Origin of the sequence: Paenibacillus sp. NAIST15-1 (genome assembly GCF_001894745.1) — a bacterium.
Taxonomy (GTDB): Bacteria; Bacillota; Bacilli; order Paenibacillales; family Paenibacillaceae; genus Paenibacillus_B; species Paenibacillus_B suaedae.
In genome coordinates this window covers 85,130-109,897 of sequence record NZ_BBYF01000012.1, presented here as the reverse complement: position 1 = coordinate 109,897, position 24,768 = coordinate 85,130, and the positions used below count along the sequence as shown (strand labels likewise).

The following is a 24,768-nucleotide window of genomic DNA, read 5'->3' as shown; positions in this document are numbered from 1 at the left end:
TCCATGCTGCGCAGCTTGTTCGGGGAGCCGCCCCGTGTTGACAGCGGAACGTTGAAGGATGCAATGGCGGGGATGGACAATTATTTGGAAGCAATACGCAGTCGCATGGAGGGAACAGGCGATCCCGATCACTTCTGGCGCAAGATAGAAGTATGGACAGTCGGACTGAAGACCTCCTTGGATGAACTGGAACAAAGCGTATATGCGTCTGACAAGTTCGCCGATCGTGTGTCGAAGCATTATGAGGCCGAGATGTCTGAATCGGAGCAGGATGATTATTACCGGTACGTCTATTTTTATAAAAATGGATTTATTCGCGTGTTCTCGATTTTGGACAAGCTTGGAACGCTGCTGAATACAGTGCTGTCCTTGGAGACCGAAAGGGTGAAGCATCATTTCTCTTACTTTACGGTGCTTCGCCAATTGCGCTTCAAGGGACAGCATCCTGAATTGGAACATGCCCTGCTGGCATTGAAGGAGCAGCATGAAGATGCGCTTCAGCGGCTGCGCAAGCGACGCAATATGGAGATTCATCATATGAACCCAGAAATGCAGGATGATTTATGGCAGCGGCATCGCAGCTTGAATGACAAAATTAAGCTTGAGGATATTCAGGCCAATGTGGCAGATTTGCAGCATGGTCTGGAGATGGTGTGTGGTGCATTAATCCATGTGTTTCGACTGCTTCCCGTCAAGTAATGGAATTGAAAAGGGAATAAAAGTTAATTGACAACTTTCACCCGCTGCATTATACTCAATTTAAATTTCATAACTGTTTTCTTATCAAGAGTGGCGGAGGGACAGGCCCTGCGAAGCCCGGCAACCGATCTTGCAACCCGGATGCATAACAATAAGTTATGTGATTGCAAGATGTCAATGGTGCTAATTCCTTCAGAACGTAATGTTCTGGCAGATAAGAAAGGGAGAGTCGATTTTTCATCTGGTTTCTTCACAGAATACCGAACGTTCGCCCCCTTTTGGCATCTGCCAAGAGGGGGCTTTTTGCATGAACGAGCGGCCCCAAAATGGAGAAGTGAAGGCAGCCAAGGCAATGTGGTATATTTGGCGACAGTTATTGAGAGGATACAGCATACGAATAGATGAAGATAAGGCTGTAGCGCCTATCTATTCTAGAATGTAGCTAGCATGAAGGAAGGTGACGATTCCGTTGATTCGGTTGGAACATATAAGTAAGCAATATGGTGCTAACGGCAAGGTGCAAGGGCTGCTGGCACTGGATGATGTGAGTCTGTCGGTTGAATCTGGCGAGATTTATGGCATTATCGGCCATTCAGGTGCAGGGAAGAGTACGCTGCTGCGCAGCATTAACCTGCTTGAGCGGCCTACGGCAGGCATAGTTGAGGTAGACGGCGTTAACTTAACGAAGCTGTCGAAGTCGGCGCTGCAGCAGCAGCGGCGCAAAATCGGGATGATTTTTCAGCATTTTAACCTGCTCAGTTCAGCAACGGTATATGACAATATTGCATTTCCGATGCGCCTGGCGGGAACATCCAAGGATAAAGTAGAGAAGAAAGTAAATGAGTTGATTAGGCTTGTTGGTTTGGAAGAACACAAGCATAAATACCCGGCTCAATTGTCCGGTGGACAAAAGCAGCGCGTAGGGATTGCGCGTGCGCTTGCGAATGATCCGAAGGTGCTGCTCTGTGATGAAGCAACCTCGGCGCTAGATCCGCAGACGACGAATGCGATCTTGGAGCTGCTGCTCGATATTAACCGCAAGTTCGGAATTACGATCGTGCTAATCACCCATGAGATGCACGTCATCCAAGCGATATGCGACAAAGTTGCCGTTATTCATGGCGGGAAGATTGCTGAGGCAGGCAAGGTTGTAGACGTGTTCTTGAAGCCTCAGCATCCGGTAACGCGCGAATTCATTCTTGAAGAGCGCAGCGATGCGGATATTCAGCCTTGGGCGGCATTCAAGAGCCAGGCTGCTGAGCATTCCCGTGTTGTGAAGATCAACTATTTGGGTGATGTCACGTATGAGCCGGTGCTGCATCGTGTCCTTACGGAAGCGGGCGTCAGCTTCGCAATACTGCAGGGAACGATCTCTCGGATGAAGGATACTCCTTACGGCCAATTGGTCGTTCGTCTAGATGGCGACACAAGTGCTGTAGAGCAATCATTATCTTCTCTCCGGGCGCAGGGTCTTGAAGTGGAGGTGATTGCGTGATGAATTTCGATTTCTCTACTGTCAATTGGAGCGATGTGTCTTCGGCTACTGGAGAAACATTGCAGATGATGCTGTTCTCTGTACTATTCACCTTCCTTGTTGGCTTGCCGCTAGGCGTGCTCTTGTATTTAACTGGGCGTACGGGTAGCAGAGCTGGGAAGATCGTATATAGTATCTTGTCATTCATTGTGAACGTGCTGCGTTCAGTACCGTTCGTTATTCTAATGATTGCGATCATACCGATTACACGAATTGTAGTAGGCACATCTATCGGTGTAGAAGGAACAATCCCGCCGCTCGTTATCGCGGCTGCACCATTCTTCGCTCGTCTCGTGGAGACGTCATTGCGTGAGGTTGATCGGGGCGTTATTGAGGCAGCACAGGCAATGGGAGCATCCACTTGGCAGATTGTATATAAGGTTCTGCTGCCCGAAGCGATGCCAGGCTTGATTGCAGGGACGACGATAACGGCGGTTACGCTCGTATCGTATACAGCGATGTCAGGTCTCATTGGCGGCGGCGGTCTCGGTGACCTAGCGATTCGCTACGGATACCATCGCTATGAGATTGAAATGATGATCGTGGCGATCGTTATTATGGTTATACTCGTACAGGTGCTGCAATGGATTGGCGATGCATTTGTTCGCCGCTATACAAGAAAATAAAAAAATATTGTGCTGAGTCGGTCATTTCATGGTTGACGGCAGCACAAAATATGATATAATCCCAGTAATTCAATTGGAATTATCGGCAGTTACGAGTTGGATGAAATGATCATTTGAATCAAAACCTAATAGGCATAGGAAGCACGCTCTTAGGAGCTTCAACTTACAAATATTCATCAATTAAAATGGGGATCTTGGAAGGAGTAGTGAATGACATGAAAAAGTGGACTTTTGTATTAACGCTTATTACACTCGTAGCGGTACTCGCTGCTTGCGGCAACAAAAATACAGCAGGCGATAACACGAACGCATCTGGTGAGGCAGGCAAGTCTGGCACAGAAAAAGTGAAGCTTGTCGTAGGTGCAACACCGGTGCCTCATGCAGAAATACTGAATCATATCAAGCCGAAGCTGGCTGAGCAAGGGATTGAGTTGGAAGTTAAGGAGTTCACGGATTATGTTCAGCCGAACGTACAAGTACACGAGAAGCAGCTTGATGCGAACTTCTTCCAACATAAGCCGTACTTGGACAATGAAGTGAAGACGAAGGGATACAACCTTGTAACTGTAGGCAATATTCACGTTGAGCCTTTCGGAGGTTACTCCAAGAAGATTAAGTCGGTTAGTGAAATTGCAGATGGCGCAACGGTATCGATTCCGAACGATGCAACAAATGGCGGACGTGCGCTGCTCTTGCTGGAGAAGCAGGGCATTATTAAGTTGAAGGATGGCGTAGGTCTGGAAGCAACGGTTAACGACATTGCTGAGAATCCGAAGAACTTGAAGTTCAAAGAGCTGGAAGCTGCAATGCTGCCTCGTACGCTGGATGAAGTTGACTTCTCGCTTATCAATACGAACTATGCACTGCAAGCGAACTTGAATCCTACGAAGGATGCGTTGTTCATTGAAGATAAGGATTCTCCGTATGCGAACATCTTGACGGCTCGCGAGGATAACAAGGATAGTGATGCTGTGAAGAAATTGCTTGCAGCTTTGCAGTCTGACGATGTGAAGAAATTTATTGAAGATAAATACCAAGGTTCGATCGTACCTGCATTCTAATTGTAGAATACTTTCAATGAGAGAAGCCCTAGAGGCAAGCTGTCTTTCGATAAGAAAGGTGGAGCTTGCTGCTAGGGCTTTTTTTTCTGTAATCTAGGTGGAAGGGATACAAGTACATTGCATTGCGGAGCGGGACAGTCTGTCTACATCATTGTCCAATGCAAAGTTGTTCTGCCAAGGCAAATATCTTATACTGAACGTGGAAGTTCTTTGAAGCGCTCAAAAGGAGGATTACGACGTGGAACAGCAGCGTAAAATTGCTCTTATTACGGGGAGCGCCAAAGGCCTCGGGAAGATGACAGCTATGACATTGGCCGAAGCCGGGCATGATATTGTCTTAAATTATGTACATAGCGAGGCAGAGGCTGAAGCACTGCGGCTCCAGCTCGAGAAGACGGGAATACGGTGTATTGCCATTCGCGCGGATATTTCCAAGCCGGAGGAAGTGAAGCGGCTCGTTACTAAAATGAATGAACGCATCGGTATGGCTGATATTGTGGTGAACAATGCTGGGCCGTTCATCAGAGAGCGGAGATTGTTCGCGGATTACTCGGAAGAGGACATTATGTATTTATTGAATGGGAATCTAAGTGGTGTCATACTGCTCGATCATTTGCTGCTCGGATCGATGCGGAAGAAGGGATGGGGGCGCATTATCCATTATGGCTTCGGCCATGCGTCTGAGGCGCGTTCTTGGCCGCATCGGGCGGTGTATGCCGCAGCCAAGGTGGGACTAGTGTCTTTCACGAAGACACTGGCGGTAGAGGAAGCACAGAATGGCATTACGGTGAATATGATTTGCCCTGGCGATATTCGTGGTGACAACAAGGAGCGAAAAATCGAGGATGTACTTCATCTAACCGATGATGAAACGCCGCGCGGCCGTCCCGGTAGTGGTGAAGATGTGACACGAGTCATCCGCTTCCTATGTGAGGATGCTTCTGACTTTATAACTGGTAATATTATTAATGTCTCAGGCGGACTCGATCCTATTCGTACAACGATTAGCTCGAAATCCTAATGCTGCATGTACGCCCGTCGGCTGACAGACACAGCGGTTGCTGTGCCCTGTTGGAACGAGGGCGTTTTCATATTTTGGAGAAGAAGGATGGACGGGATGCGGGATGTCCTAACCTCTTTCTGATTTCGCGTGATAGGTGGTATGAAGATATGAGTTGGCTGACCAAGCAATTGGCGCAAGCAATCGTCTCACGGACGATGCAGGTCATTGGGTACAATGTAAATGTGATGGATGAGCGTGGGCGGATCATTGGCTCGGGCGACCTGTCCCGCATTAATCAAAAGCATGAAGGGGCACTCATTGCCATTGAGCGCAAGGGAAGGTTCGAGATCGATAAAGAGAGTGCACGCAATCTTCATGGAGTTATGCCGGGGACGAATCTTGTTATTCAATTTCGCGGAGAAGTTGTCGGTGTTATCGGGATTACGGGAGATCCTGCTGAAGTGACGAAGTATGGGGAACTTGTCAAGATGACAGCTGAGATGTATTTGGAGCAGGCGGATTTGTTGGAAAAGGCGCGCTGGGATAAGCGGATGAAGGAGGATTTCCTCTTATCGGTCATTCATGCGGAACCGGGAGATCAAGCCATGCTTCGCCTGCAGGCGGAACAAATAGGCCTGAAGCCGGACAAGCCTCGTGTTGCTTGTATTCTGGAGCTTACGGATGAACAGGATGCGGATTCAGTGCCTACACTGCGCAGAGTTGTAGAACTGTTGGAAGGGCGGCCGACAATTGATCTTATCGCGATACGGAATACGCGGCAAATCGTCCTATTCAAGCCGCATTTGCACCCACGGAAGCCGAATATGGATATATGCGAGGGAATACGGCAAATTCGGAAGTTGCTGGAAGAGAAGCAGATCGCACCTCTTCGTATCGCGGTGGGCAAGGCTTATTCAGGAATCGATGGGCTCATCGCATCCTATCGCTCTGCTCAAGATACGATGCGCGCGGGTCAAGCAATCCTTCCTGAGCATACGGTCTATTATAGTGAGGATATGCCAAATGAGACGGTGCTGGCGAATGTGGGCCGCAGCTGGGTTACGGATGAAATGGAGCAGATGTGGCAGCGATTCATCCAAGAGGATCGGAGCGGGGAATTGAGGCAGACTCTGCAGGTGTATTATGAGGAGAGCGGCGAGCAGCAGCGGATTGCACAGCGGCTGGCCATCCATCGCAACACGCTCCGTTATCGTCTTCAGCGGATTGCGGATGTGACAGGCAAGGATCCCAAGAGCTTTCGCGATTTGTTTACGTTAATGTCGGCGTGGTGGATTCACGCGATGCTGCGCAGTAATGAGTCTTAGCCAGTTAACAACGGAAAGGCTGAGCATGTCTATTGCATGTATCTTATTTCACATACCGGCCTGATAGCAGCAAGACAAAGGTTGATGGATCTTGTATTGTGCAATTGAACAAAAAATACACTTTTTAAAGCGCTTCATTTCATGTTTATGCATGATGAAGCGCTTTCATATTGGAGGTAAAGTAAAGGTACAACAACGACACACTGCATCTTCAAGGAGGATGGGGACTATGACAGTAACGGTATCTGTACTTGGTGCACTGGCGGCTTTAGTGGTTGCTATCGTGCTTATTTTACGAAAAGTCCCACCGGCGTACGGTATGATGATTGGCGCGCTGGTAGGCGGCGTAGTCGGAGGAATTGGTTTAATTGACTCCGTAACGCTAATGATGGATGGAGCCAAGACGATGATTCCAGCAGTGCTGCGAATATTAGCAGCAGGTGTTCTTGCAGGCGTATTGATTGAATCAGGCGGAGCGAAGACGATTGCAGAGACATTAGTACGCAAGGTAGGCGAGACTCGCGCATTGTTCGCACTAGCTTTTGCAACGATGGTGTTGACAGCTGTTGGTGTATTTATCGACGTGGCGGTCATTACGGTGGCTCCAATCGCACTTGCAATTGCGCAGCGTGCAGACTTGTCCCGTATGGCGATATTGCTCGCTATGATTGGGGGAGGCAAGGCAGGCAACATTATGTCGCCGAACCCGAACGCGATTTCTGCGGCGGATGCTTTCCATATCCCGTTGACTTCGATAATGGCAGCAGGAATTATCCCAGCTTTGATTGGTTTGTTCGTAACGTATTGGATTGCGAAAAAGTTGTCTCATAAAGGAACGAAGGTAGCAGGTGTAGAGCAGGTGGAGGATAGCAAGGAGCAGCTTCCTAGCTTTCTTGCTGCAATGATGGCGCCAATAACAGCAATTGCATTGCTGGCCTTGCGCCCGATTGCAGGCATCGCCATTGACCCCATTATCGCTCTCCCTGTTGGTGGTTTAGTAGGGGCACTCTGTATGGGACGCATTACACAGATTAACCGATATGCAACCTCTGGACTTGGCAAAATGACGGGTGTTGCCGTCATGCTTATCGGGACGGGGACACTTGCTGGAATTATTTCGAACTCACAGTTGAAGGATGTTATTATCGATGGCCTGACGGCTTCAGGCTTGCCAGCCTATTTACTTGCACCAATCAGTGGTGCCTTGATGTCTCTGGCGACAGCGTCCACAACTGCAGGTACTGCGGTAGCAAGCTCGGTATTCGGTTCGACCATTATGGAGCTTGGCGTCGCATCCTTAGGGGCAGCGGCAATGATACATGCGGGTGCTACGGTGTTCGACCATATGCCGCACGGCAGCTTCTTCCATGCCACTGGCGGCAGCGTGAATATGGCGATGAAGGAACGTCTTCGTCTTATCCCCTATGAAACGCTAATCGGTCTCGTGCTCGCTATCGTATCTACGCTCGTATTCGGTGTCTTCGGCTGGTTCTTGTAAGCCAAGGACAAGGACAATACAATGTGCTGGGACAAGGCCGTAAATTTCGCAAGTCAGGTATAACTTTGAAACAGCTAATGCACAACTCGGCGAGAAAGAGAGAAAGTCAGATTGCATGGATAGGAGTGGATCAGTATGAAATTCGTAATTGCTCCAGACTCTTTTAAAGAAAGTTTGTCTGCGTGGGAAGCATGTCAGGCGATTGGCCGCGGCTTGGGGCGGGTATTCCCGGAGGCGGAACTCGTATATGTACCGATGGCAGATGGCGGAGAAGGGACCGTGCAGTCGCTTGTAGATGCGACAAGCGGCCGAATTGTACGGACGACAGTAACAGGGCCGCTTGGAACACCTGTGGAAGGGTTCTATGGCGTCTTGGGTGATGGCAAATCCGCAGTTATTGAGATGGCTGCGGCATCGGGACTGGCGCTTGTTCCACCGGCACAGCGGAATCCACTCGTTACGACGACGCGGGGGATGGGAGAGCTAATCCTATCCGCATTGAATGAGGGGGTAGAGACGATTATCCTGGGGCTTGGAGGCAGCGCTACGAATGATGGCGGCGCTGGGATGGCTCAAGCGCTTGGTATTCGGCTGTTAGCTGAGGATGGAACGGAAATTGGTGATGGAGGCGAAGAGGTCGGCCGCATTGCACATATCGATTTGAGCGGTGTTGACCCTCGGCTTGCGAAGGTGAAATTCGTAGCGGCCTGCGATGTTGACAACCCGCTTATCGGAGAGCGGGGAGCATCAGCAGTATTTGGCCCTCAGAAGGGGGCTACGCCGGAGATGGTGAAACAGCTGGATGTGAACTTGGCGCTCTATGCGGCGAAGCTACGGGAGGACGTCGGTTGTGATGTCGCCCATATGCCAGGCGCTGGGGCGGCCGGAGGGCTTGGGGCAGGCGTGGTGGCTTTTCTGCAAGCTGAATTGAAGCGAGGAGTAGATATTGTCATCGACGCAACCGGCTTAGCAGATCATGCAGTTGATGCTGATGTGGTCATTACTGGTGAAGGCAAGATTGACGGGCAGACCATTTACGGCAAGACGCCAATCGGCGTAGCGAAGACGGCGAAGCTGCATGGAGTACCAGTTATCGGTATTGCAGGTACGCTTGCAGCTGGACATGAAGTGGTTCATGAGCACGGTATCGATATGGTGTTCACGATTGTTCCGGGAGTTACGACATTGGAGGAGGCCTTAGGACAAGCTGCTGACAATATGGAGCGAACTGCTTATAATATCGGCATGGCCTTGAAGCTTGGAATTCAGTTGAAATAACGGAAGAATGATGGGGAACAAGCTGCAGTTAAGCGAAGCAGCCGCAGCAGTAGCAGCTATCCAGCAATGTCGCTGTACCTATTATTTAGCAGTGATAAGTTAACGCAATGAAATGATTCGGGATTGAAAAAAGGCTGTCCCCGGCAGATTCAACTGCTGGTGACAGCCTTCCTTCTTATGAAGTCCAATTATTCAATTTAGAATACTTGTACGACTTCTGTAATGCCTTCCACTTCTTCCACCAAAGCGCGCTCAATACCCGCTTTCAATGTGATCGTGGAGCTTGGGCAGCTGCCGCAAGCGCCCATCAGGCGAAGCTTAACGATGCCGTCTTCAACATCAACCAATTCAACGTCGCCGCCATCGCGCTGCAAGAACGGGCGCAGTTTATCCAACACTTCCAGCACTTCATCGTAAACTGTGCTTTGTGCATTTTCACTCATCTATGACAACTCCTTTCATCCATGCTGATTTTATTATATTATAAAGCTATCCGAATTCAAAGGCGCAACATGAAAGCGGGGGATAATGTCAATGCGACCAATCATAGAATTTTGTGTGAATAATATGCATCACGGGACAGATAATGTCATGAAGCGCCTAGAAGGCAACCCGGAGTATGACGTACTGGAGTATGGTTGTCTCGGGAATTGCGGGGAGTGCTACATGTTTCCGTTTGCATTAGTAAATGGTGAAATCGTTGCTGGGGAAACGGCAGATGAGTTATATGACAAAATTATGATCAAAATAGAGGAAATAAAAGCATGGGAGCAGCTGGACATCGATTGATGCCGCTGCTCCCATGCTTTGTTATAGAGTAGAATCATTGCATATATTATCCGAAATGGTTCTTAGACATCCATAATACACCGCTCTTAATGACGCGAGGCACATACCCTACAACGGCACGCTTGCCAACAACGCCGAAGCCGGATTTTTTACCTAATGCACCTAGCACGCCCTTCAGCTTAATTTTGCCTAAGCGAGGAGTTTCCCCGTTCCATTTCGCCCGAATGACATCCGCGATCTGCTCCCCTTGGGCGCCTGCTGCTTGTGCGCTAGGCGAGAACGGGAGGCTTGCGCAATCTCCTACAACGAACACATTCGGATATTCGGGAATGTGATGATATTCGTTAATGATGACACGACCCTGTGGATCCTTCGCAACTTGGAGCTGCTGTACCGGAGCAACAGGCTGAATGCCGGCAGTCCATACGGTAACGTCCGACAAAATCTCTTCTTCGAATTCTTCTTTCCGGTTATAGATGACCCCTTCCTCGAGGTGGCTCACATTCACAAAAGAACGAAGCTCAATATGGTGCTCAAGGAACCAGCCAGAGACAAAGTGAGAGAGCTTCTCCGGGAACGCAGATAGCACGCGCGATCCCCGATCCAGAATCCGGATATTGAGATCAGGTCGGCTCTCACGCAGCTCTGCCGCCATTTCAACACCGCTAAGCCCACCGCCCACAATGCTTACATGTCCGTATGGACGGATGTCATTTAGCAATTGATAGGTGCGTCTTGTACTGGCGAGTGATTGAATGCTGTTGCCGAACTGCTCGGCGCCTGGAATGCCATGATACTTATCCGTGCAACCCAGACCGATGACTAGATGATCATAGGCGAGTGCATCTCCATCCGAGAAGTGGACAAACTGCCCGTCCAAGTCAATGGATTGAACATTCCCATAATGCAGGTGCACGCGCGGATCATCCGGGAAGGACACGCGAATGTCCATATCCGACACCGTTCCAGCTGCTAGTGCATAATACTCCGTCTTGAGGCCTTGATAAGGCATGCGGTCAACTAATACAAGTTGTACATCGGAAGGCAGCTCGCCCTCCAACAACCGACTAATGATGGCCAATCCTCCGTAGCCGCCACCGAGTATGACGTATCGTTTCATCTGTTCGACTCCCCCCATGTTGCCGAAAAATTAAGATGGTAGGTGCTGCGCCGCAAGCGGCGATTACGTCGTATGGCTCCACTCATTTGCCTGGGACGCGATTCCGTGAAGCCAGCTGGAAGTCATGTCTTCGGTGTTATGAATCGTGCCCGCGGTTGCTGATTCTCTGTTGTATGATCCAATAGGGTCATGCATTACCTCTATCTCTCTAATATGCTCAATGATCAATTACATCGACATTACTCGTATATCTTAATCGGATTGTAGAACGTATCGCGTTCGATTGGCGTACGGCCTGCTCCCTTAATGAGCCATACGAGTTCATCGCGCGTCAAACCTTCCGGTGTAAGCGCGCCGGCTGCATGACTGATGCGTTCCTTCACAAGCGTGCCGTGCACGTCGGAAGCACCGAACGTAAGTGCAACTTGTGTCAACTGGGTTCCGATATTGATGAAGTACGCTTTAATATGTTGAATGTTGTCCAGCATAAGGCGGCTGATCGCAATTGTCTTCAAGTCTTCATAAGCGGAGTTGCGGCGCTTGATGCTGGCTTTAGGACTCTTCGGCTGCATAGACAATGGGATGAATACTTGGAAGCCATTCGTCTCATCTTGAAGTTCGCGGATCGAGATCATATGGCGAATACGATCCTCATGCGATTCGATTGCGCCGTACAGCATCGTTGTATGTGTCTTCATGCCAAGTTGATGTGCCGTACGGTGAACTTCGAGATAGCGCTCAACGCCAGCTTTCTCGACACGCATCTTCTTCCGATATTCATCGGATAGAATTTCTGCTCCTCCACCTGTCAGAGATTCCAGTCCGGCATTCATTAGCTCTTTAAGCACCTCTTCAATGCTCAAGCCGCTGATGCGTGTGAAGAAATCAATTTCAGCTGCTGTGTACGCCTTAAGTGTGACGTCTGGATACTTCTCGTTCAGTGCACGAAGCGAATCTACATAATAAGAGAACGGTACATGCGGGTTGTGTCCGCCAACGATATGGAACTCGCGTACGCCCGGATGGATGTGCTGATCTACGAAGTCAATCATTTCTTGACCGGATAATGTATAAGCACCTTCGTCTCCTTGATCTTTACGGAAGTTGCAAAATGCGCAGTGCGCTTCGCATACGTTCGTGAAGTATAGGGACATATTTTCAATAAAATAAACATTTTTGCCGTTCTTGCGCATGTTCGCAAGATTTGCCAATTGACCCAAGGTCAACAGGTCGTCCGTTTCATACAAGTAAACGCCATCCTCAAGCGTCAGGCGCTCACCGCGTTCGACTTTATCTGCGATTTCGGCCATACGTGGATCGGCATGACGCGTCATGACTGTAGTCATACACAGGCCCCTTTCAGGTAAGGTATCTTTTTACAATTCAGCACAATATGCTGTTGTTGACAAATAAAAAACTCCGCGGCGGATAAGTTCCGTCGGAGATTGCAGTGAAACGAATCACATTAATTGATGTCAGTTCCATTATACATTCGCATAAGAGGTGGGGCAATACGTCTACAGGAAGTAAAGGTGCAAATTACCAGCAGCGATGTTCTCTTGTATATGCCGAAGGGGATGGTTATACTTAGTAATACGAGGAGGGTGATTAGAATGATTACAATCAGCGATGAAGCGATTGAGAAGATAAAGGAAATGATTGCGCAAGAGGAAAATGAAAATATGTTCCTGCGCGTCGGTGTTCGTCCAGGCGGTTGCAGTGGATTCTCTTATGGTATGGGATTTGACGATGAAGAGACTGAGGAAGATGTGCATTTGGAGATTGGCGGCATGAAGGTCGTCATCGATAAGGAAAGTGTTCCTCATCTGAGTGGACTTACAATCGACTACAAGGAATCCGGCATGTCTGGCGGCTTCACGATCGACAACCCGAATGCGGTAGCAACTTGCGGCTGCGGCTCCAGCTTCCGTACAGCAACAAATGAGGGAAAAGCGGAGAAGTGCGACGACTAGTCTCCACTTATTTGCATGATACCTTATATATAGATGAATGATACATTCTGATTCCATTCGATTCGATAATTGCGATTAGACTTCGTGATTAGATGATAATGAAATATAGAAGACCTCTTATTACGGTAGAGTTGAGCATCGCTACCTTGTAAGAGGTTTTTTTGCTGTTTTTAGCGTCTATAGCGCTAATCCTAATATTTCTAATCATACTGCAAATTGTTTCGGCGAACCTTATAACGAGCAGGAGGTGATACCTATGAATGAACATCATGATGCACATCAAGTACAGCAATCCACTGATGTAGACCGTACACTGCTGGTGTCTTATAGAGCGTATTGCTCGGAATGTCCAGGAGGGTGGCATGGGACTTGCTATGATTCCCGTCAAGATTCAACGAGGGATGCCCAGAATCACAACAATACGTACCATGCAGGAACCACGGGAGCTACCGTTATTGAGAGTTCAGGCAGCTGTTAATTTACGTGAGGATAGGACGAATTGAACACAGAACACAGAACACAGAACACAGAAGCTGTGCAGCCATCTATTCTGCTCAACTGAAGAAGGCTGCCCTTACTCTTATAAGAAGAGCAGGTGCAGCCTTCGGATATGCCTGTTAGGGTCAGTTTATTCCTTCACTCGTTTGCCTAGCAGGATCATGAACCAAATGATGCTTGCTCCGAGGACTGCATGACCAAGGCCTGCCATGTGGCTCAAGCCCTTCATATCAGTTCCGTTAACCTGAAGGATGCCGCGAACCGTCATCGCTGCAAGACTTAGCATCAGACCGATATTATATACATAGTACCAACCTTTGAATGAACGGACTTCATGCACGCGGAACTGCTTCGCAAGCAAGGTGAGAAGCAGGAAGAACAGGAAGCCGAGAACGAGAATATGGGTGTGCAGCGGTTTTAATGCTGTGTAAGCTGTGAAATCATTTATTTTGGTGAACTCCCGGTAAAAGATACCCGATATGAGGCCAAGAATGGCATAGAAGAATGAAGTGTAATACAGTTTTTTCACAGTAAACTCTCTCCTTTGTTTCGTCATTCGCATGGATGATAGGAGTGTACCGCAGTTGTATGAACCCAATATGAACAGAACATGACAACGGGGTCATGTTCTGCTTATACGCTATTTAGGGAATCGGATCGTAAATATGGTTCCTTGTCCTACTTCGCTAGACACGCGGATCGTTCCGTTGTGCAATTCAATGATTCGCTTTACGATGGCTAAGCCAAGCCCTGTTCCATGCTGGCTCTGTCCTGGTTCAGCAAGCTCACTGTATTTGTAAAATCGCTCGAAGATATGTGGCAGTACATCTTCTGGAATACCTCTCCCCGTATCAGATACAACTACGATAATGTCTTCTCCTTGTTGTTTGCATTGTATCCCGATGGTTCCTTGCGACGCAGTGAATTTAATCGCATTCGTTAGCAGATTTGTCCATGCTTGATACAGCAATCCTGTATCTCCCGTTAACTTCACGCTATCGAGCTGAAGATCCAGTTCGATGTCTTTCACGCTCCATTGCGGCTCAAGTAGTATGATGACTTCTCGCAGCTGTTCATCTAGTCGGATAGAAGCTTGCTTCATCATCTCGCTTCCTCGTTCCAAGGAGGCGAGCGTCAGCAATTGCCGACTTATCCCGGATAACCGCCGCGACTCATCTGCAATGATGTGCAAATAGCGTCGTTCTTGTTCGGGCGGCAGCGGGTGATCCATGAGCTGCTGCGCTAATCCTTGGATCGAAGTCAAGGGAGATTGAATCTCATGGGACACATTCGCGACGAACTGCTTCTGTACGGCGTCCAGTTGCCCAAGAGCTTCAGCCATTACGGTGAATCGTCTTGCAAGCTCACCAATTTCATCATTGCGGTGGAGATCCAGCTTAACTTCGTAATTGCCTTTTTCCAGTTCCATAGTGGCTCGGGTTAACCGCTGCAGCGGCTTAACGAGATAGCGTGTCTTCACGGAAATGAGCACTAGGCTGATAACGAAGGTAGAGACGAGTAGTACCGCAATGAGAACGCGCACTTCTTCGGTCTGCTGCACCATATCTGGGCGAATGAACATAGCGTGCTGCACGCCATTAACTGTGAGCGGGATACCGTGGCTCAAGGCAAGTCGATTCTCGAATATAGCGGGGACGAAGAAGCTGCTCCATGCTCTTTGCTGAAGCATGCCGCGATACGTATTCCCTTGAAGAACGCTGTCAATCGCTTCAGGAGCAAGATCAGCATTCTTGAATGGTCTGCCGAATGTCTTCACATGATGATCAGGAGCGATAAGGTACAGCTGATAGCCCAGTTCAGCGAGATTCGTTAACGCCTCGTCAACCGTGTCTTCACCAGACGATAACATGTTGTTCATGCGCGCCAGCGCGTGCCCAACCTTCTCCATCTTCTGCTCGTAATGACTGGAGATCGCTTGATTGTGCGCGATATTCGCCAGAAAGACGCCGCATACGAAGCTGATAAATACGATTACAGCTGAGAAAAACACGATTCGTGTATACAGTGTCTTCAAGGTTCAGGAACCTCCAATTTGTAGCCAAGGCCTCGGATTGTAGTGATTCGGAATCCACTTGCATTCTCAGGAAAACGCTCCCGAAGACGCTTAATATGCACGTCAATGGTTCGGCTGTCCCCTTCGTAGTCAGTACCCCATATCCAAGCCAGCAGCTGTTCGCGTGTGAAGATGCGCCCTGGATAGGAAGCAAGCTGCGCTAATAGCTCAAACTCCTTGCGGGGAAGAGTCAGTTCTTCGCCGGAGGCTGCAACGGTATAGCTCTTGCGGTCGATAGTTGTTGCACCAAGGCGTATGAGGCTGTCAGATACGATCTGATACCTCCGAAGCAGCGCCTTCATGCGGAATAGCAGCTCCTTCGGCTCGAAGGGCTTCACCATATAGTCATCGGTGCCGGCTGCGAAGCCTTGCTCCTTATCTTCAAGTTCGCCGAGCGCGGTGAGCATAATCACCGGGATATCATATTGCTGTCTAATTTCGGCGCATAATGTCCAGCCATCCTTCACTGGCATCATGACATCTACGATCGCAATATGAATGGTTTCCTGCTCCAATAGTTGTGCTGCAGCTTGTCCATCACTCGCGTCGAACACATGATACTGCTCAGATTCGAGCACAAGCCGCAGCATCGTTACAATATTCGGGTCATCATCCGCAACGAGTACATGAATGATCAATGCGATTTACCTCCATTCCAAGGTGGGGAGTGATCAGGTCTAATTATGAGGGGAAAAGCACAAAAACAAAAATCCCTGGAGCAGGCGCCAAGCGCGAAGTCCAAGGATTTTGCCCCATTGTCCGTCTTGCGGGAGTCGATCAAGTCTTCCTAGATGATCAGAACTGACAATTATAAGAACGTCTTGTTGATCATGATGGAGATCAAATAAAAACAAAATACTGAAAACAGCCAGCACGCTGTTCCAAGTACCCGTCTATGCTTTCTCCAAAATTGAAAACCGATCGCAAGTATACCTACATTGGCAAGCACGAGTACGACAGACATAGATACGATCGCAATCCAGTACAACGCTTCATATACAGCTGCAGTTGACATGACGGTCGCTCCCATCCTTTATATCCATCCATTATTATCCCTTATACGATACCATCCCAATCTTGAAAAAGACAAGCACTATGCGTCCAACTTGATCTAGTCTTGTGCAAATCAGGCACATGCCATGGACAATCATACAAGAATCGGTTGGGAGCCATGAGTATGTATAAGTATTAAGGACGAAAGGGGAGTGGCGAATGGAAGGCAGACAGTTAGCCAGCAAATGGTTGAAAACCGCGGCGCTAATATCGGATTCACGTGTAGCAGGGCATATTCCGGCAACGCGTATATACAATACGTCTAATCTCCATGAAATGTTAAACATACACGGCTTCGTCGTCATCAAGCCTGTCGTTGGTTCTGGCGGTGCCGGTGTTATTAAAGTAACGAAGAGCGGATCGACTTATCGATATACGTATCAGGCCAATACACGCAGCTTTGGAGATTTCGATGCCATGGTGCGATCATTGTCCGGTACGAAAAAGAAGCGTACCTACCTGATTCAGCGGGGAATCCATCTAGCTACGATTAATGGAAGACCGATCGATTACCGGGTTAAAGTAGTGAAGTCAAATGGCAAATGGGGTGTACGCTCGATGGTTGGGCGCTTGGCGAGAAGAGGCTTGTTCGTGACGAACTTGTGCAAAGGAGGTACGATGGTAACCGCAGCACAAGGAATTGCAAGATCGCTCTCTGGACAGAGCGTCCGCGCCAAGAAGAGTAAGATGAGATATTTGACACGGATCTGCACATCGCTATTAGAGAGGAAATATCCAGGGATTGGCCAGCTCGGCTTCGATTATGGCATTGATCGCTCCGGTCATATCTGGATATTCGAGGTGAACACAAGACCGCAGTAAGGGGCAGTCTACGTTGGAAGTGGGATTTGATAGATTAGATTTACTAGAGATTGGAAAATGATTAAACATTTTTATTAGAAAAACAATCCAAAAAGATGTGAATAATTATATCCACATCATCCCCACTGATAGATAGCGTTTTTTGACGTTTATCAACAAATTATTCACAATTTTTCCACAAACGCCTGTGGATATTGGAACGCTTGTTCTGCTTTCTGAGGCCGTGATATGATGAATGCGGCAGGAAAGTTTAGGAAAGGTTGTGATGCAGATGGCTTTGCTTTCCGATGAACTGCTTATCGATTCCTATGAGCAGGCAATCAGGCTCCGATTGGATGAAGAATTCATCGCGTTGCTGCTTGAGGAAATGAAAAGGCGCTGCCTTTGTCCGACCCTCTTCCGAATACCGGTGTGCACATAGATGACCGGCATGCCGAGGCTTTACTCCCAAGCCAGTCCGTTCACATAAGTGGTTGCGTGGCAGTGCTCACAATAGATTATATGCAGGCACTGCATGGATACAGAACTAGATACAGAACTAGATACAGAACTATCATCCAGCATCGTTTGATGGGATACGGAATCGTCTGGCTGATATGGGGCGTAAGGTCCAACATAATCTTCCAGTTTGCCGCTGTCAGTGGTTGGGTTCAAACAGTTCGGACATTGAAATTCGGGACTGATCATGCCATTGCATAGTGGACAAACATGAAACAAGGGTATCCTCCTCCGTTAGATAAAGATGTTGGAGATAGGATACCCTTTCTTTCGTTTATTTAGTTACATTTTCATGCTGCTGCTGTGTCCAGGAGACAGCTTAGCTGATGGATCAATATACACCTTAGCGTTATTGATAGCGGTTGGTGCCTCGCCAAAACCGACAGCGATGAGCTTCAGCTTGCCTGGGTAAGTCGTAATGTCGCCAGCAGCGAACAAGCCTGGAATGTTCGTCTCCATACGAGAATCAACAACGATGGAACCGCCCTCGATGTTAAGGCCCCATTCAGATATTGGTCCGAGGGAGGACACGAAGCCGAAGTTGACGATAACTGCATCGACATCGATATCCATTGCTTCTTTTGATTTGGTGTTAGTCAGTGTTACGCGCTCAATTCGACTAGAATCACCATGCAAAGCGGTAATTTCTGTAGGCGTAATCACTTGAACCTTGGAATTCATCAATTGTTCAACACTATGTTCATGCGCGCGGAATTTGTCGCGGCGATGAATAAGTGTAACTTGTTCAGCAATAGGCTCCAGCATGAGTGCCCAATCGACAGCAGAGTCTCCGCCGCCGCTGATCAGCACGCGCTGGCCTTTGAACTGCTGCAGATCGCTAACGAAGTAGTGCAGGTTCGATTTCTCGTATTGGGCTGCTTCAGGCAGCTCCAAGCGGCGTGGTTCGAATGCACCTACACCAGCTGTTACGATAACGGATTTTGCGTGATGAACGCTTTTATCTGTAGTAACGGCGAATAGACGCTCGTCGAGCTTCTCTACTCCCTGAACCTTCTCTTCCAAGCGAACATCAGGATTGAAATGTTCCATTTGCTTTTTCAAGGAATCAACAAGTTCTTGCGCTGTTACTTTCGGGAATCCGGCAACGTCATAGATGTACTTTTCCGGGTATAATGCTGCTAATTGGCCTCCTAATTGAGGCATGCTTTCAATAAGACGAACGGAAGCTTGTCGCATGCCGCCATAGAATGCAGCGAACATGCCGGCAGGCCCGCCCCCAATAATTAAAATATCTACTACATCTTGTTGTGATACAAGTTGTGAATTCAAGGCAGAGCACCTCCAATGGCGATGTCTGACCATGTGATCATGGTCATTGTGTGTTTTGGCACATCTATCATTATAAACGGTGCTCGACAAGAAGGAAACCGTACATTTTCCAGGGATTTCGATATAAATGTGAAAATTATCAAAATTAAACGCTTTCATACATTGTTCTACAAAAAAGGTGCTTGTAATTTAATTGGAAACTCGATATCATTGCAGTTGAATTGTTTGTAAATTGTCGACAATTTGTCGATGTTGGGCATAATGCGATGTGCACGTGATTATGGATCTATCTGAATGAGTTACTTTCAATCATTTAGACCATAATAAAAATGATTACCAGTTGTATAATGTATAGGTACCTAGATTTCGTTTGTTGTTTTTTGTGGGGTTTTTCACAACTTCACAAGATTGATGTATATACGCGGGTTTCTAGAACAAGGGTATTCATATTCAAGTTGTAACATGTTATTACCAACCTACACAAAATGATTGACCCGATTTGGAAGGAGCTAATGAAAGATGAGTAACATTCCTAAAATCGTAATCCTAGGCGCGGGTTACGGCGGCATCATGGCAGCGCAACGTCTTCAGAAAGAATTAAACTATAATGAAGCAGACGTAACATTAGTCAGCAAACATGACTATCATTACTTCACAACTCATTTGCATATGCCTGCTGCTGGTACGGATTCCTATGAGAATGCTCGAGTGTCTATCTCGAAGTTGATCGATGAGTTCAAAATTGACTTTGTGAAGTCTTCGGTGAAGGAAATTCGTATTCAAGATAAGAAAGTCATTCTTGAGGACGGAACTTTGTCTTATGATTACTTGGTGATTGGTGTTGGTGGGGAGCCTGAAACATTCGGTATTCCTGGACTTGGCGAGTATGCGTTCAGCATTCGCAGCATCAACTCTGTTCGCGTAATCCGTGAGCATATCGAACATCAATTTGCTCTATATAAGCAAGATGAGACTCGTGCTGATCGTCTGAATTTCGTTGTAGGTGGCGCAGGCTTCACAGGCATCGAGTTCATCGGTGAATTGTCCGATCGCATTCCTATGCTGTGCAAGCAGTTTGATGTCGATCCAAAATTGGTCAATATTTATAACGTGGAAGCGGCGCCAACAGCACTTCCAGGCTTCGATCCTGAGCTTGTTGAATATGCAATGAATGTATTGAAGAAAAAAGGCGTTACATTCAAGCTGGCAACAGCGATCAAGGAATGCACACCTGAAGGTGTTCTACTTGCAACTGGAGAAGAAATCAAGTCTTCTACGGTTGTATGGACAGGCGGTATTCGTGGTAACCGTCTCATCGAGCAAGCAGGCTTCGAGGCAATGCGCGGTCGTGTGAAGGTTGATGAATTCTTGAGAGCGCCAGGTCATGATAATGTCTTCATTATTGGGGACAACTCGCTCATGATTAATCCGGCAATTGATCGTCCATATCCGCCTACAGCGCAAATGGCGATGCAGCAAGGTCCGGTATGCGCGAGCAACATCGTTGCTTCAATTCGCAACCAGCCGCTTAAGAAGTTCGAGTACCACAACAAAGGTACAGTTGCTTCCTTGGGTAAAGGCGAAGCGATCGGCGTAGTGGGTAAGAAGAAGCTGAAAGGCTTCTGGGCTGCCCAATTGAAAAAAGTCATCGATATTCGTTGGTTGTTCATCATTGGCGGAATTTCTCTTGCTCTTCGCAAAGGTAAATTCCTGTAAGAAGAACGTGACCCGTTTTACGGTTGATTGGTTAAGATCATAGTGTTAAATCAAATATATGCCGCTGCATCTTCGGTCTTTAATCGGGGATACCAGCGGCTTTTTGTTTGCTGCCATATGACAAGCAGAGACGCAAAAGGCCTGCATGATCGCAATCATACAGGCCTTTCGATGCCGGAATTGGCATTCCATACGGATGAATCTCAAAATCTTATCTTAAATTTTCATCATATCATTCAGGGTATCTGGTGTAAGCAGGTTGCCTACATAGAAGGAGCCGAACTCGCCGAAGCGGGCGCTCACTTCGTCGAAGCGCATTTCATAAATGAGCTTCTTGAACTGAAGCGGATCGTCACTGAATAACGTAACGCCCCATTCCCAATCATCCAGACCTACCGAGCCTGTGATGATTTGCTTCACTTTACCCGCATAGCCTCGGCCGATCATGCCATGGCTGCGCATCATATTGCGGCGCTCCTCCATGGACAGCATGTACCAGTTGTCGGCCAAGTCACGCTTCTTGTTCATTGGATAGAAGCAGATGTGCTTGCTCTGCGGCAAGGTTGGCTTCAGCCGCGCGATAATTTCCGGATTCTCCATTGGATCTTCGGTCGATCCTGGCTTCGTCATATAATTGCTTAATTCAACGATGCTGACATAGGAATAAGTTGGTGTTGTAAATTGAGCGAAAGACGTTTTATTCAGCGCATTTTCAAGCGCGTTAAGCTCTTCGAGTGTTTCACGAAGGTGGAAAATGACAAAGTCGGCTTTTTGGCCTACGATGCTGTATACGACAGTGCTGCCCTTCTTATCTGCTTCCGTTTCGGACCATTCCGACCATAACGTTTGCAATTCCTCAAGCGCATGCGCACGCTCTTCATCGTCCGCTTTTTTCCATTGAGCCCAGTTGATCGTGCGGAAATCATGGAGTGCATACCAACCGTCGAGCGTTAAAGCAGCTTCATTCATATCGCGTTATCCTCCGTTATCATAAAAGATTGTGTACCACAACCACTTTTGTGTAAATCGCCATACTAAAGTCATTGTAGCTATTATTTGCAGTGCATTCAACTAAGAGGTGATAAATGTCACTGAATGTTCGTTGATTTTTGGCCTTGGTACAAGTACACTAAGACTATTCAGGAATTAGCGAAATATGGATATTTAATTGGATAATAATAGATTGTGCAAAGCGAAGCAGGAGGCGGGTTGCAACATGTTGGGCTGGATAATGGTCTTCATATTAATGGTGCTATTCTTTGTGATGATGTTCGGCATAGGCTTTATTCTGAACATGCTGATGAAGACAACGTGGTTCCCGATCGGCATCTATTTAGTCGTATTGCTGCCAGCAATGGTTATTATGTTGTGGAAGCAGGATGCCTCGATTATGGACAATTTGGCAGGCATCGGCTTGCAGGGATATTTAACGGCGATTGCTGGACTTGCAGGGGCATATATTAGCGGGAAGACGATTTATTTCTTACGCAAGAGCGGGTATCAGATGTTTTAATGTAAAATGGTACTTGATAAATTTGAGTAAATTGGCATACAATGATACAGATCGCATCAGAACTTTTCGATGCGTAAGATTTTATTCGAATGAAAGGGCAAGGTATCTACTGCGATGGAGAACTAATCTGATCTGATAGAAGTCATTTTGACAGCTTTATATTTCAAAATGTACGTTCAGAGAGGATAGATCTGCCCATTTTCGCAGATTGATATCGGCCGTTATATTTATAGCTTGCATCATTTATCACTTATTTTGTAAAGGAATAACGCACGGTGCTGCACTTGTACTCACTACCTCAGTGTCAATTTTGAATGAGGAGATACGGGAAGTGATGCATCACTGCTTAGAACGGATTGCTGTAGCATATGTGTATAGACACGTGCATAGCATACTTGTTCGATTCCATATCATAAGTGAAGCGCAGGCTTGCAGCCGTATGCACACTATCCTCTCTGGGTTATCCAGGGAGGTTTTTTTATGACTATCAACCATATAGCACAATTCAAAAATAAATCGGGGCATCTTGTATTGGAAGCCCATCAATTGGCGGCCTATGTAGCCGATCGCCGCTTGTTCCGCACGGACGGTTCTCTTCGCATTTATGCAGGAGATCGAATCGGCCTTATTGGCGCCAACGGAGTCGGGAAGACGACATTGCAGCGTATATTGGCTGGCATGGTAGAGCCGGATGAAGGAAACGTAGTCTGCAATGTGGTAACATCCTTCGTGCCACAACTAGATGATGTGCGGGAGGAAGAAGCAGAGGAAGTAACATTAAGTGGCGGCGAACGGACGAAGCGCCGATTGAATGAGGCCATGAACGCAGGTGCAGGACTGTTGATGCTCGATGAACCGACAAGCCATTTGGATGTGGAAGGAATGGAGTGGCTTGAGGATCGAATGATCGAATATTCCAGAACAGGCGCGTTATTGTTCATTTCACATGACCGAACGCTGCTCAATCATGTGGCAACGAGAATCTGGGAAGTGGAGAACGAACAGATTCATGTCTTTACTGGTGGATATGAGGATTATCGCAGGGAAAAGGAACGACTGCGGCTGGAGCACCAACGCTCGTATGACAATTATGTCGCGGAGAGAGGCCGATTGCAGGAAGCGATTGTAGAGAAGAAGGAACAGGCAAGTAAGGTCAGCAGGCCTAAGAAGGGGTTGACCAGTAAGGAAATGAGGCTTGCGCGTCCACACTTCAATCGCAAGCAGGCGAAGGTAGAGAAGACGGTTAAAGCGATAGAGAAGCGTCTTGATCAGTTGGAGGTCGTGGAAAAGCCATTTGAGCAGGTGCAGGTGTTGTTCAATGCGGAATGCCATGCTCCGATTCGCAGCAAGCAGGCTGTGGAGGTTCAAGGGCTTGCGCTGCGTGCAGGCGACCGTGAGTTGTTACAGAGCAGTTCCTTCAGCATTCGGCCGAATATGCGTGTGGCCTTAGTCGGTTCGAATGGAGCTGGGAAGACAACCTTACTCCGTCGATTGGTGGAGGCCTATGAGCTGAGAACTGCAGGAGAGCGAGATGCGACGATGGAGGAAGGGCGAATTCGCTTCTCTCCTAGTGCGCGAATGGCGTATTTCGATCAGAAGCTGTATGCCTTAGATCTGCAGGCCAGTGTACTGGATAATGTATTGAAGTCGAGCGCCTATGATCAGACGATGGTGCGGACGGTATTGGCTAGGCTTAGACTGCGCCGGGATGAGGCTTTGAAGCCGGTATGGCAGCTAAGTGGGGGCGAGAAGGTGAAGACACAGCTCGCCAAACTGTTCATGAGCGAAGCAAATATGCTGCTGCTTGATGAGCCGACGAACTATTTGGATATCGACACGCGTGAGGAGCTGGAGCGTGTACTGCTTGAGTATCCGGGGACGATCCTGTTCGCGACGCATGATCGCATGCTGCTGAATCGAACGGCTACCCATACGATTGTGTTCCGTGACGGAGAGCTGGAATGGATGACGATTGAAGCATTTCGTGAGCGACAGCGCCCTCGACCTGCTGAGGCAGGAGGCTCTTCAGAATTTGTACTTGCACAGGAAGCTATGAAAAATGAACAATCGTTCACATCGATGTCGGCTGAGGAGCGATTGAAGCTGGATCTGGAATGGGCGGACTTGATGGGACGTTTGTCTGCTCCGCGCAAGGGGGATAACATCGAAGAGCTGGAACGGCAATATACGGAGCTGCTTAAGCGGCGCAAGCAGCTATAAGCAAGGAGCTTAACAGTTCGTAATTCGCTAATCGGGAATGACTTTACTATCCTTAGCCAATGCAGTGAAGCACACTCAACCAGAACCGCCGCAGCACCTGCAAGGAGGTGCTGCGGCTTGTGCGTGCTATGGACGGGACTTTACCACGATCAACGAAAACGTTATGATGGAACTATTA

The 24,768-nt window shown here is 47.9% G+C and carries 27 protein-coding genes and 1 riboswitch; of the genes, 17 read left to right on the top strand and 10 right to left on the bottom strand.

Going from position 1 to position 24,768, the window contains the following annotated elements; genetic code table 11:
• Positions 1-3 precede the first annotated feature (3 nt).
• The 9 genes from PBN151_RS21815 to PBN151_RS21780 all read left to right on the top strand — a co-directional run bounded on the left by PBN151_RS21815 (position 4) and on the right by PBN151_RS21780 (position 9,024).
• Complete coding sequence (locus PBN151_RS21815; RefSeq protein ID WP_021258553.1) at positions 4-699, top strand: Cthe_2314 family HEPN domain-containing protein; 696 nt, start codon at positions 4-6, stop codon at positions 697-699.
• Positions 700-777: 78 nt separating this feature from the next.
• Positions 778-920, top strand: a riboswitch (SAM riboswitch).
• Between the two features lie 86 nt (positions 921-1,006).
• Entirely contained in the window at positions 1,007-1,141 is a 135-nt protein-coding gene (locus tag PBN151_RS32335) for a hypothetical protein (RefSeq protein ID WP_265332121.1), read from the top strand.
• Between the two features lie 27 nt (positions 1,142-1,168).
• Entirely contained in the window at positions 1,169-2,194 is a 1,026-nt protein-coding gene (locus tag PBN151_RS21810) for a methionine ABC transporter ATP-binding protein (protein WP_072730677.1), read from the top strand.
• Positions 2,194-2,859 carry a methionine ABC transporter permease gene (locus tag PBN151_RS21805; protein WP_021252621.1) on the top strand — a complete coding sequence of 222 codons (666 nt, stop codon included), beginning with the start codon at positions 2,194-2,196 and terminating at the stop codon, positions 2,857-2,859. Before PBN151_RS21810 ends, PBN151_RS21805 begins: the two co-directional genes overlap by 1 nt.
• A gap of 215 nt (positions 2,860-3,074) precedes the next feature.
• The gene (locus PBN151_RS21800) at positions 3,075-3,920 is read left to right on the top strand and encodes a MetQ/NlpA family ABC transporter substrate-binding protein (RefSeq protein WP_021252622.1); all 846 of its coding nucleotides are present in this window, start codon (positions 3,075-3,077) and stop codon (positions 3,918-3,920) included.
• Between the two features lie 238 nt (positions 3,921-4,158).
• Positions 4,159-4,941 (top strand): SDR family oxidoreductase, encoded by a 783-nt coding sequence (locus PBN151_RS21795; RefSeq protein WP_072730676.1) that lies wholly within the window; start codon positions 4,159-4,161, stop codon positions 4,939-4,941.
• A 149-nt stretch (positions 4,942-5,090) separates the two neighbouring features.
• Positions 5,091-6,248, top strand: coding sequence for a sugar diacid recognition domain-containing protein (locus tag PBN151_RS21790; protein ID WP_072730675.1), 1,158 nt, complete (start codon positions 5,091-5,093; stop codon positions 6,246-6,248).
• Between the two features lie 229 nt (positions 6,249-6,477).
• Entirely contained in the window at positions 6,478-7,746 is a 1,269-nt protein-coding gene (locus PBN151_RS21785) for a GntP family permease (protein ID WP_021252625.1), read from the top strand.
• A gap of 135 nt (positions 7,747-7,881) precedes the next feature.
• Complete coding sequence (locus PBN151_RS21780; RefSeq protein WP_072730674.1) at positions 7,882-9,024, top strand: glycerate kinase; 1,143 nt, start codon at positions 7,882-7,884, stop codon at positions 9,022-9,024.
• Between the two features lie 197 nt (positions 9,025-9,221).
• On the opposite strand, the gene PBN151_RS21775 is transcribed toward PBN151_RS21780, so the two are convergent.
• Entirely contained in the window at positions 9,222-9,467 is a 246-nt protein-coding gene (locus tag PBN151_RS21775; protein WP_021252627.1) for a NifU family protein, read from the bottom strand.
• A 91-nt stretch (positions 9,468-9,558) separates the two neighbouring features.
• On the opposite strand from PBN151_RS21775, the gene PBN151_RS21770 reads away from it, so the two are divergent.
• Positions 9,559-9,813 (top strand): YuzB family protein, encoded by a 255-nt coding sequence (locus PBN151_RS21770; RefSeq protein WP_021252628.1) that lies wholly within the window; start codon positions 9,559-9,561, stop codon positions 9,811-9,813.
• 46 nt (positions 9,814-9,859) lie between these two features.
• Here the strand turns inward: PBN151_RS21770 and PBN151_RS21765 are convergent, their stop codons facing one another.
• Together PBN151_RS21765 and mqnE are read right to left on the bottom strand one after the other, a co-directional pair.
• Positions 9,860-10,933: an NAD(P)/FAD-dependent oxidoreductase gene (locus PBN151_RS21765; RefSeq protein WP_072730673.1), complete on the bottom strand. Its 1,074-nt coding sequence runs from the start codon at positions 10,931-10,933 to the stop codon at positions 9,860-9,862.
• A gap of 239 nt (positions 10,934-11,172) precedes the next feature.
• Entirely contained in the window at positions 11,173-12,279 is a 1,107-nt protein-coding gene (gene mqnE / locus PBN151_RS21760; RefSeq protein ID WP_021252630.1) for an aminofutalosine synthase MqnE, read from the bottom strand.
• Between the two features lie 267 nt (positions 12,280-12,546).
• Between mqnE and PBN151_RS21755 the strand changes: the two genes are divergently transcribed.
• Positions 12,547-12,906 carry a HesB/IscA family protein gene (locus tag PBN151_RS21755; RefSeq protein WP_021258546.1) on the top strand — a complete coding sequence of 120 codons (360 nt, stop codon included), beginning with the start codon at positions 12,547-12,549 and terminating at the stop codon, positions 12,904-12,906.
• Between the two features lie 256 nt (positions 12,907-13,162).
• Positions 13,163-13,384, top strand: a complete 222-nt coding sequence (locus tag PBN151_RS21750; RefSeq protein WP_028533728.1) for a hypothetical protein — start codon at positions 13,163-13,165, stop codon at positions 13,382-13,384.
• Between the two features lie 150 nt (positions 13,385-13,534).
• Here the strand turns inward: PBN151_RS21750 and PBN151_RS21745 are convergent, their stop codons facing one another.
• The 4 genes from PBN151_RS21745 to PBN151_RS21730 all read right to left on the bottom strand — a co-directional run bounded on the left by PBN151_RS21745 (position 13,535) and on the right by PBN151_RS21730 (position 16,493).
• Positions 13,535-13,933 carry a DUF2871 domain-containing protein gene (locus tag PBN151_RS21745; RefSeq protein ID WP_072730672.1) on the bottom strand — a complete coding sequence of 133 codons (399 nt, stop codon included), beginning with the start codon at positions 13,931-13,933 and terminating at the stop codon, positions 13,535-13,537.
• A gap of 111 nt (positions 13,934-14,044) precedes the next feature.
• On the bottom strand, positions 14,045-15,439 hold the full coding sequence (locus PBN151_RS21740; RefSeq protein ID WP_072730671.1) for a sensor histidine kinase: 1,395 nt from the start codon (positions 15,437-15,439) through the stop codon (positions 14,045-14,047).
• Entirely contained in the window at positions 15,436-16,116 is a 681-nt protein-coding gene (locus PBN151_RS21735) for a response regulator transcription factor (protein WP_072730670.1), read from the bottom strand. Before PBN151_RS21735 ends, PBN151_RS21740 begins: the two co-directional genes overlap by 4 nt.
• Before the next feature lie 170 nt (positions 16,117-16,286).
• On the bottom strand, positions 16,287-16,493 hold the full coding sequence (locus PBN151_RS21730; protein WP_028533730.1) for a hypothetical protein: 207 nt from the start codon (positions 16,491-16,493) through the stop codon (positions 16,287-16,289).
• A 197-nt stretch (positions 16,494-16,690) separates the two neighbouring features.
• On the opposite strand from PBN151_RS21730, the gene PBN151_RS21725 reads away from it, so the two are divergent.
• Complete coding sequence (locus PBN151_RS21725) at positions 16,691-17,353, top strand: YheC/YheD family protein (RefSeq protein ID WP_065290635.1); 663 nt, start codon at positions 16,691-16,693, stop codon at positions 17,351-17,353.
• A gap of 271 nt (positions 17,354-17,624) precedes the next feature.
• On the top strand, positions 17,625-17,774 hold the full coding sequence (gene sda, locus PBN151_RS21720) for a sporulation histidine kinase inhibitor Sda (RefSeq protein WP_028533731.1): 150 nt from the start codon (positions 17,625-17,627) through the stop codon (positions 17,772-17,774).
• A gap of 20 nt (positions 17,775-17,794) precedes the next feature.
• On the opposite strand, the gene PBN151_RS30825 is transcribed toward sda, so the two are convergent.
• Both PBN151_RS30825 and PBN151_RS21715 read right to left on the bottom strand, forming a co-directional pair.
• Positions 17,795-18,070 (bottom strand): hypothetical protein, encoded by a 276-nt coding sequence (locus PBN151_RS30825; RefSeq protein ID WP_139295397.1) that lies wholly within the window; start codon positions 18,068-18,070, stop codon positions 17,795-17,797.
• Positions 18,071-18,133: 63 nt separating this feature from the next.
• Positions 18,134-19,141, bottom strand: a complete 1,008-nt coding sequence (locus PBN151_RS21715) for an NAD(P)/FAD-dependent oxidoreductase (protein WP_175560775.1) — start codon at positions 19,139-19,141, stop codon at positions 18,134-18,136.
• A gap of 519 nt (positions 19,142-19,660) precedes the next feature.
• On the opposite strand from PBN151_RS21715, the gene PBN151_RS21710 reads away from it, so the two are divergent.
• Positions 19,661-20,857, top strand: coding sequence for an NAD(P)/FAD-dependent oxidoreductase (locus PBN151_RS21710; RefSeq protein WP_021252640.1), 1,197 nt, complete (start codon positions 19,661-19,663; stop codon positions 20,855-20,857).
• Between the two features lie 216 nt (positions 20,858-21,073).
• On the opposite strand, the gene hemQ is transcribed toward PBN151_RS21710, so the two are convergent.
• Positions 21,074-21,826, bottom strand: a complete 753-nt coding sequence (gene hemQ / locus PBN151_RS21705) for a hydrogen peroxide-dependent heme synthase (RefSeq protein ID WP_021252641.1) — start codon at positions 21,824-21,826, stop codon at positions 21,074-21,076.
• Between the two features lie 250 nt (positions 21,827-22,076).
• On the opposite strand from hemQ, the gene PBN151_RS21700 reads away from it, so the two are divergent.
• Both PBN151_RS21700 and abc-f read left to right on the top strand, forming a co-directional pair.
• On the top strand, positions 22,077-22,370 hold the full coding sequence (locus tag PBN151_RS21700; RefSeq protein ID WP_072730735.1) for a YuiB family protein: 294 nt from the start codon (positions 22,077-22,079) through the stop codon (positions 22,368-22,370).
• A 480-nt stretch (positions 22,371-22,850) separates the two neighbouring features.
• Positions 22,851-24,590 (top strand): ribosomal protection-like ABC-F family protein, encoded by a 1,740-nt coding sequence (abc-f, locus tag PBN151_RS21695; protein ID WP_072730668.1) that lies wholly within the window; start codon positions 22,851-22,853, stop codon positions 24,588-24,590.
• Positions 24,591-24,768: the final 178 nt, after the last annotated feature.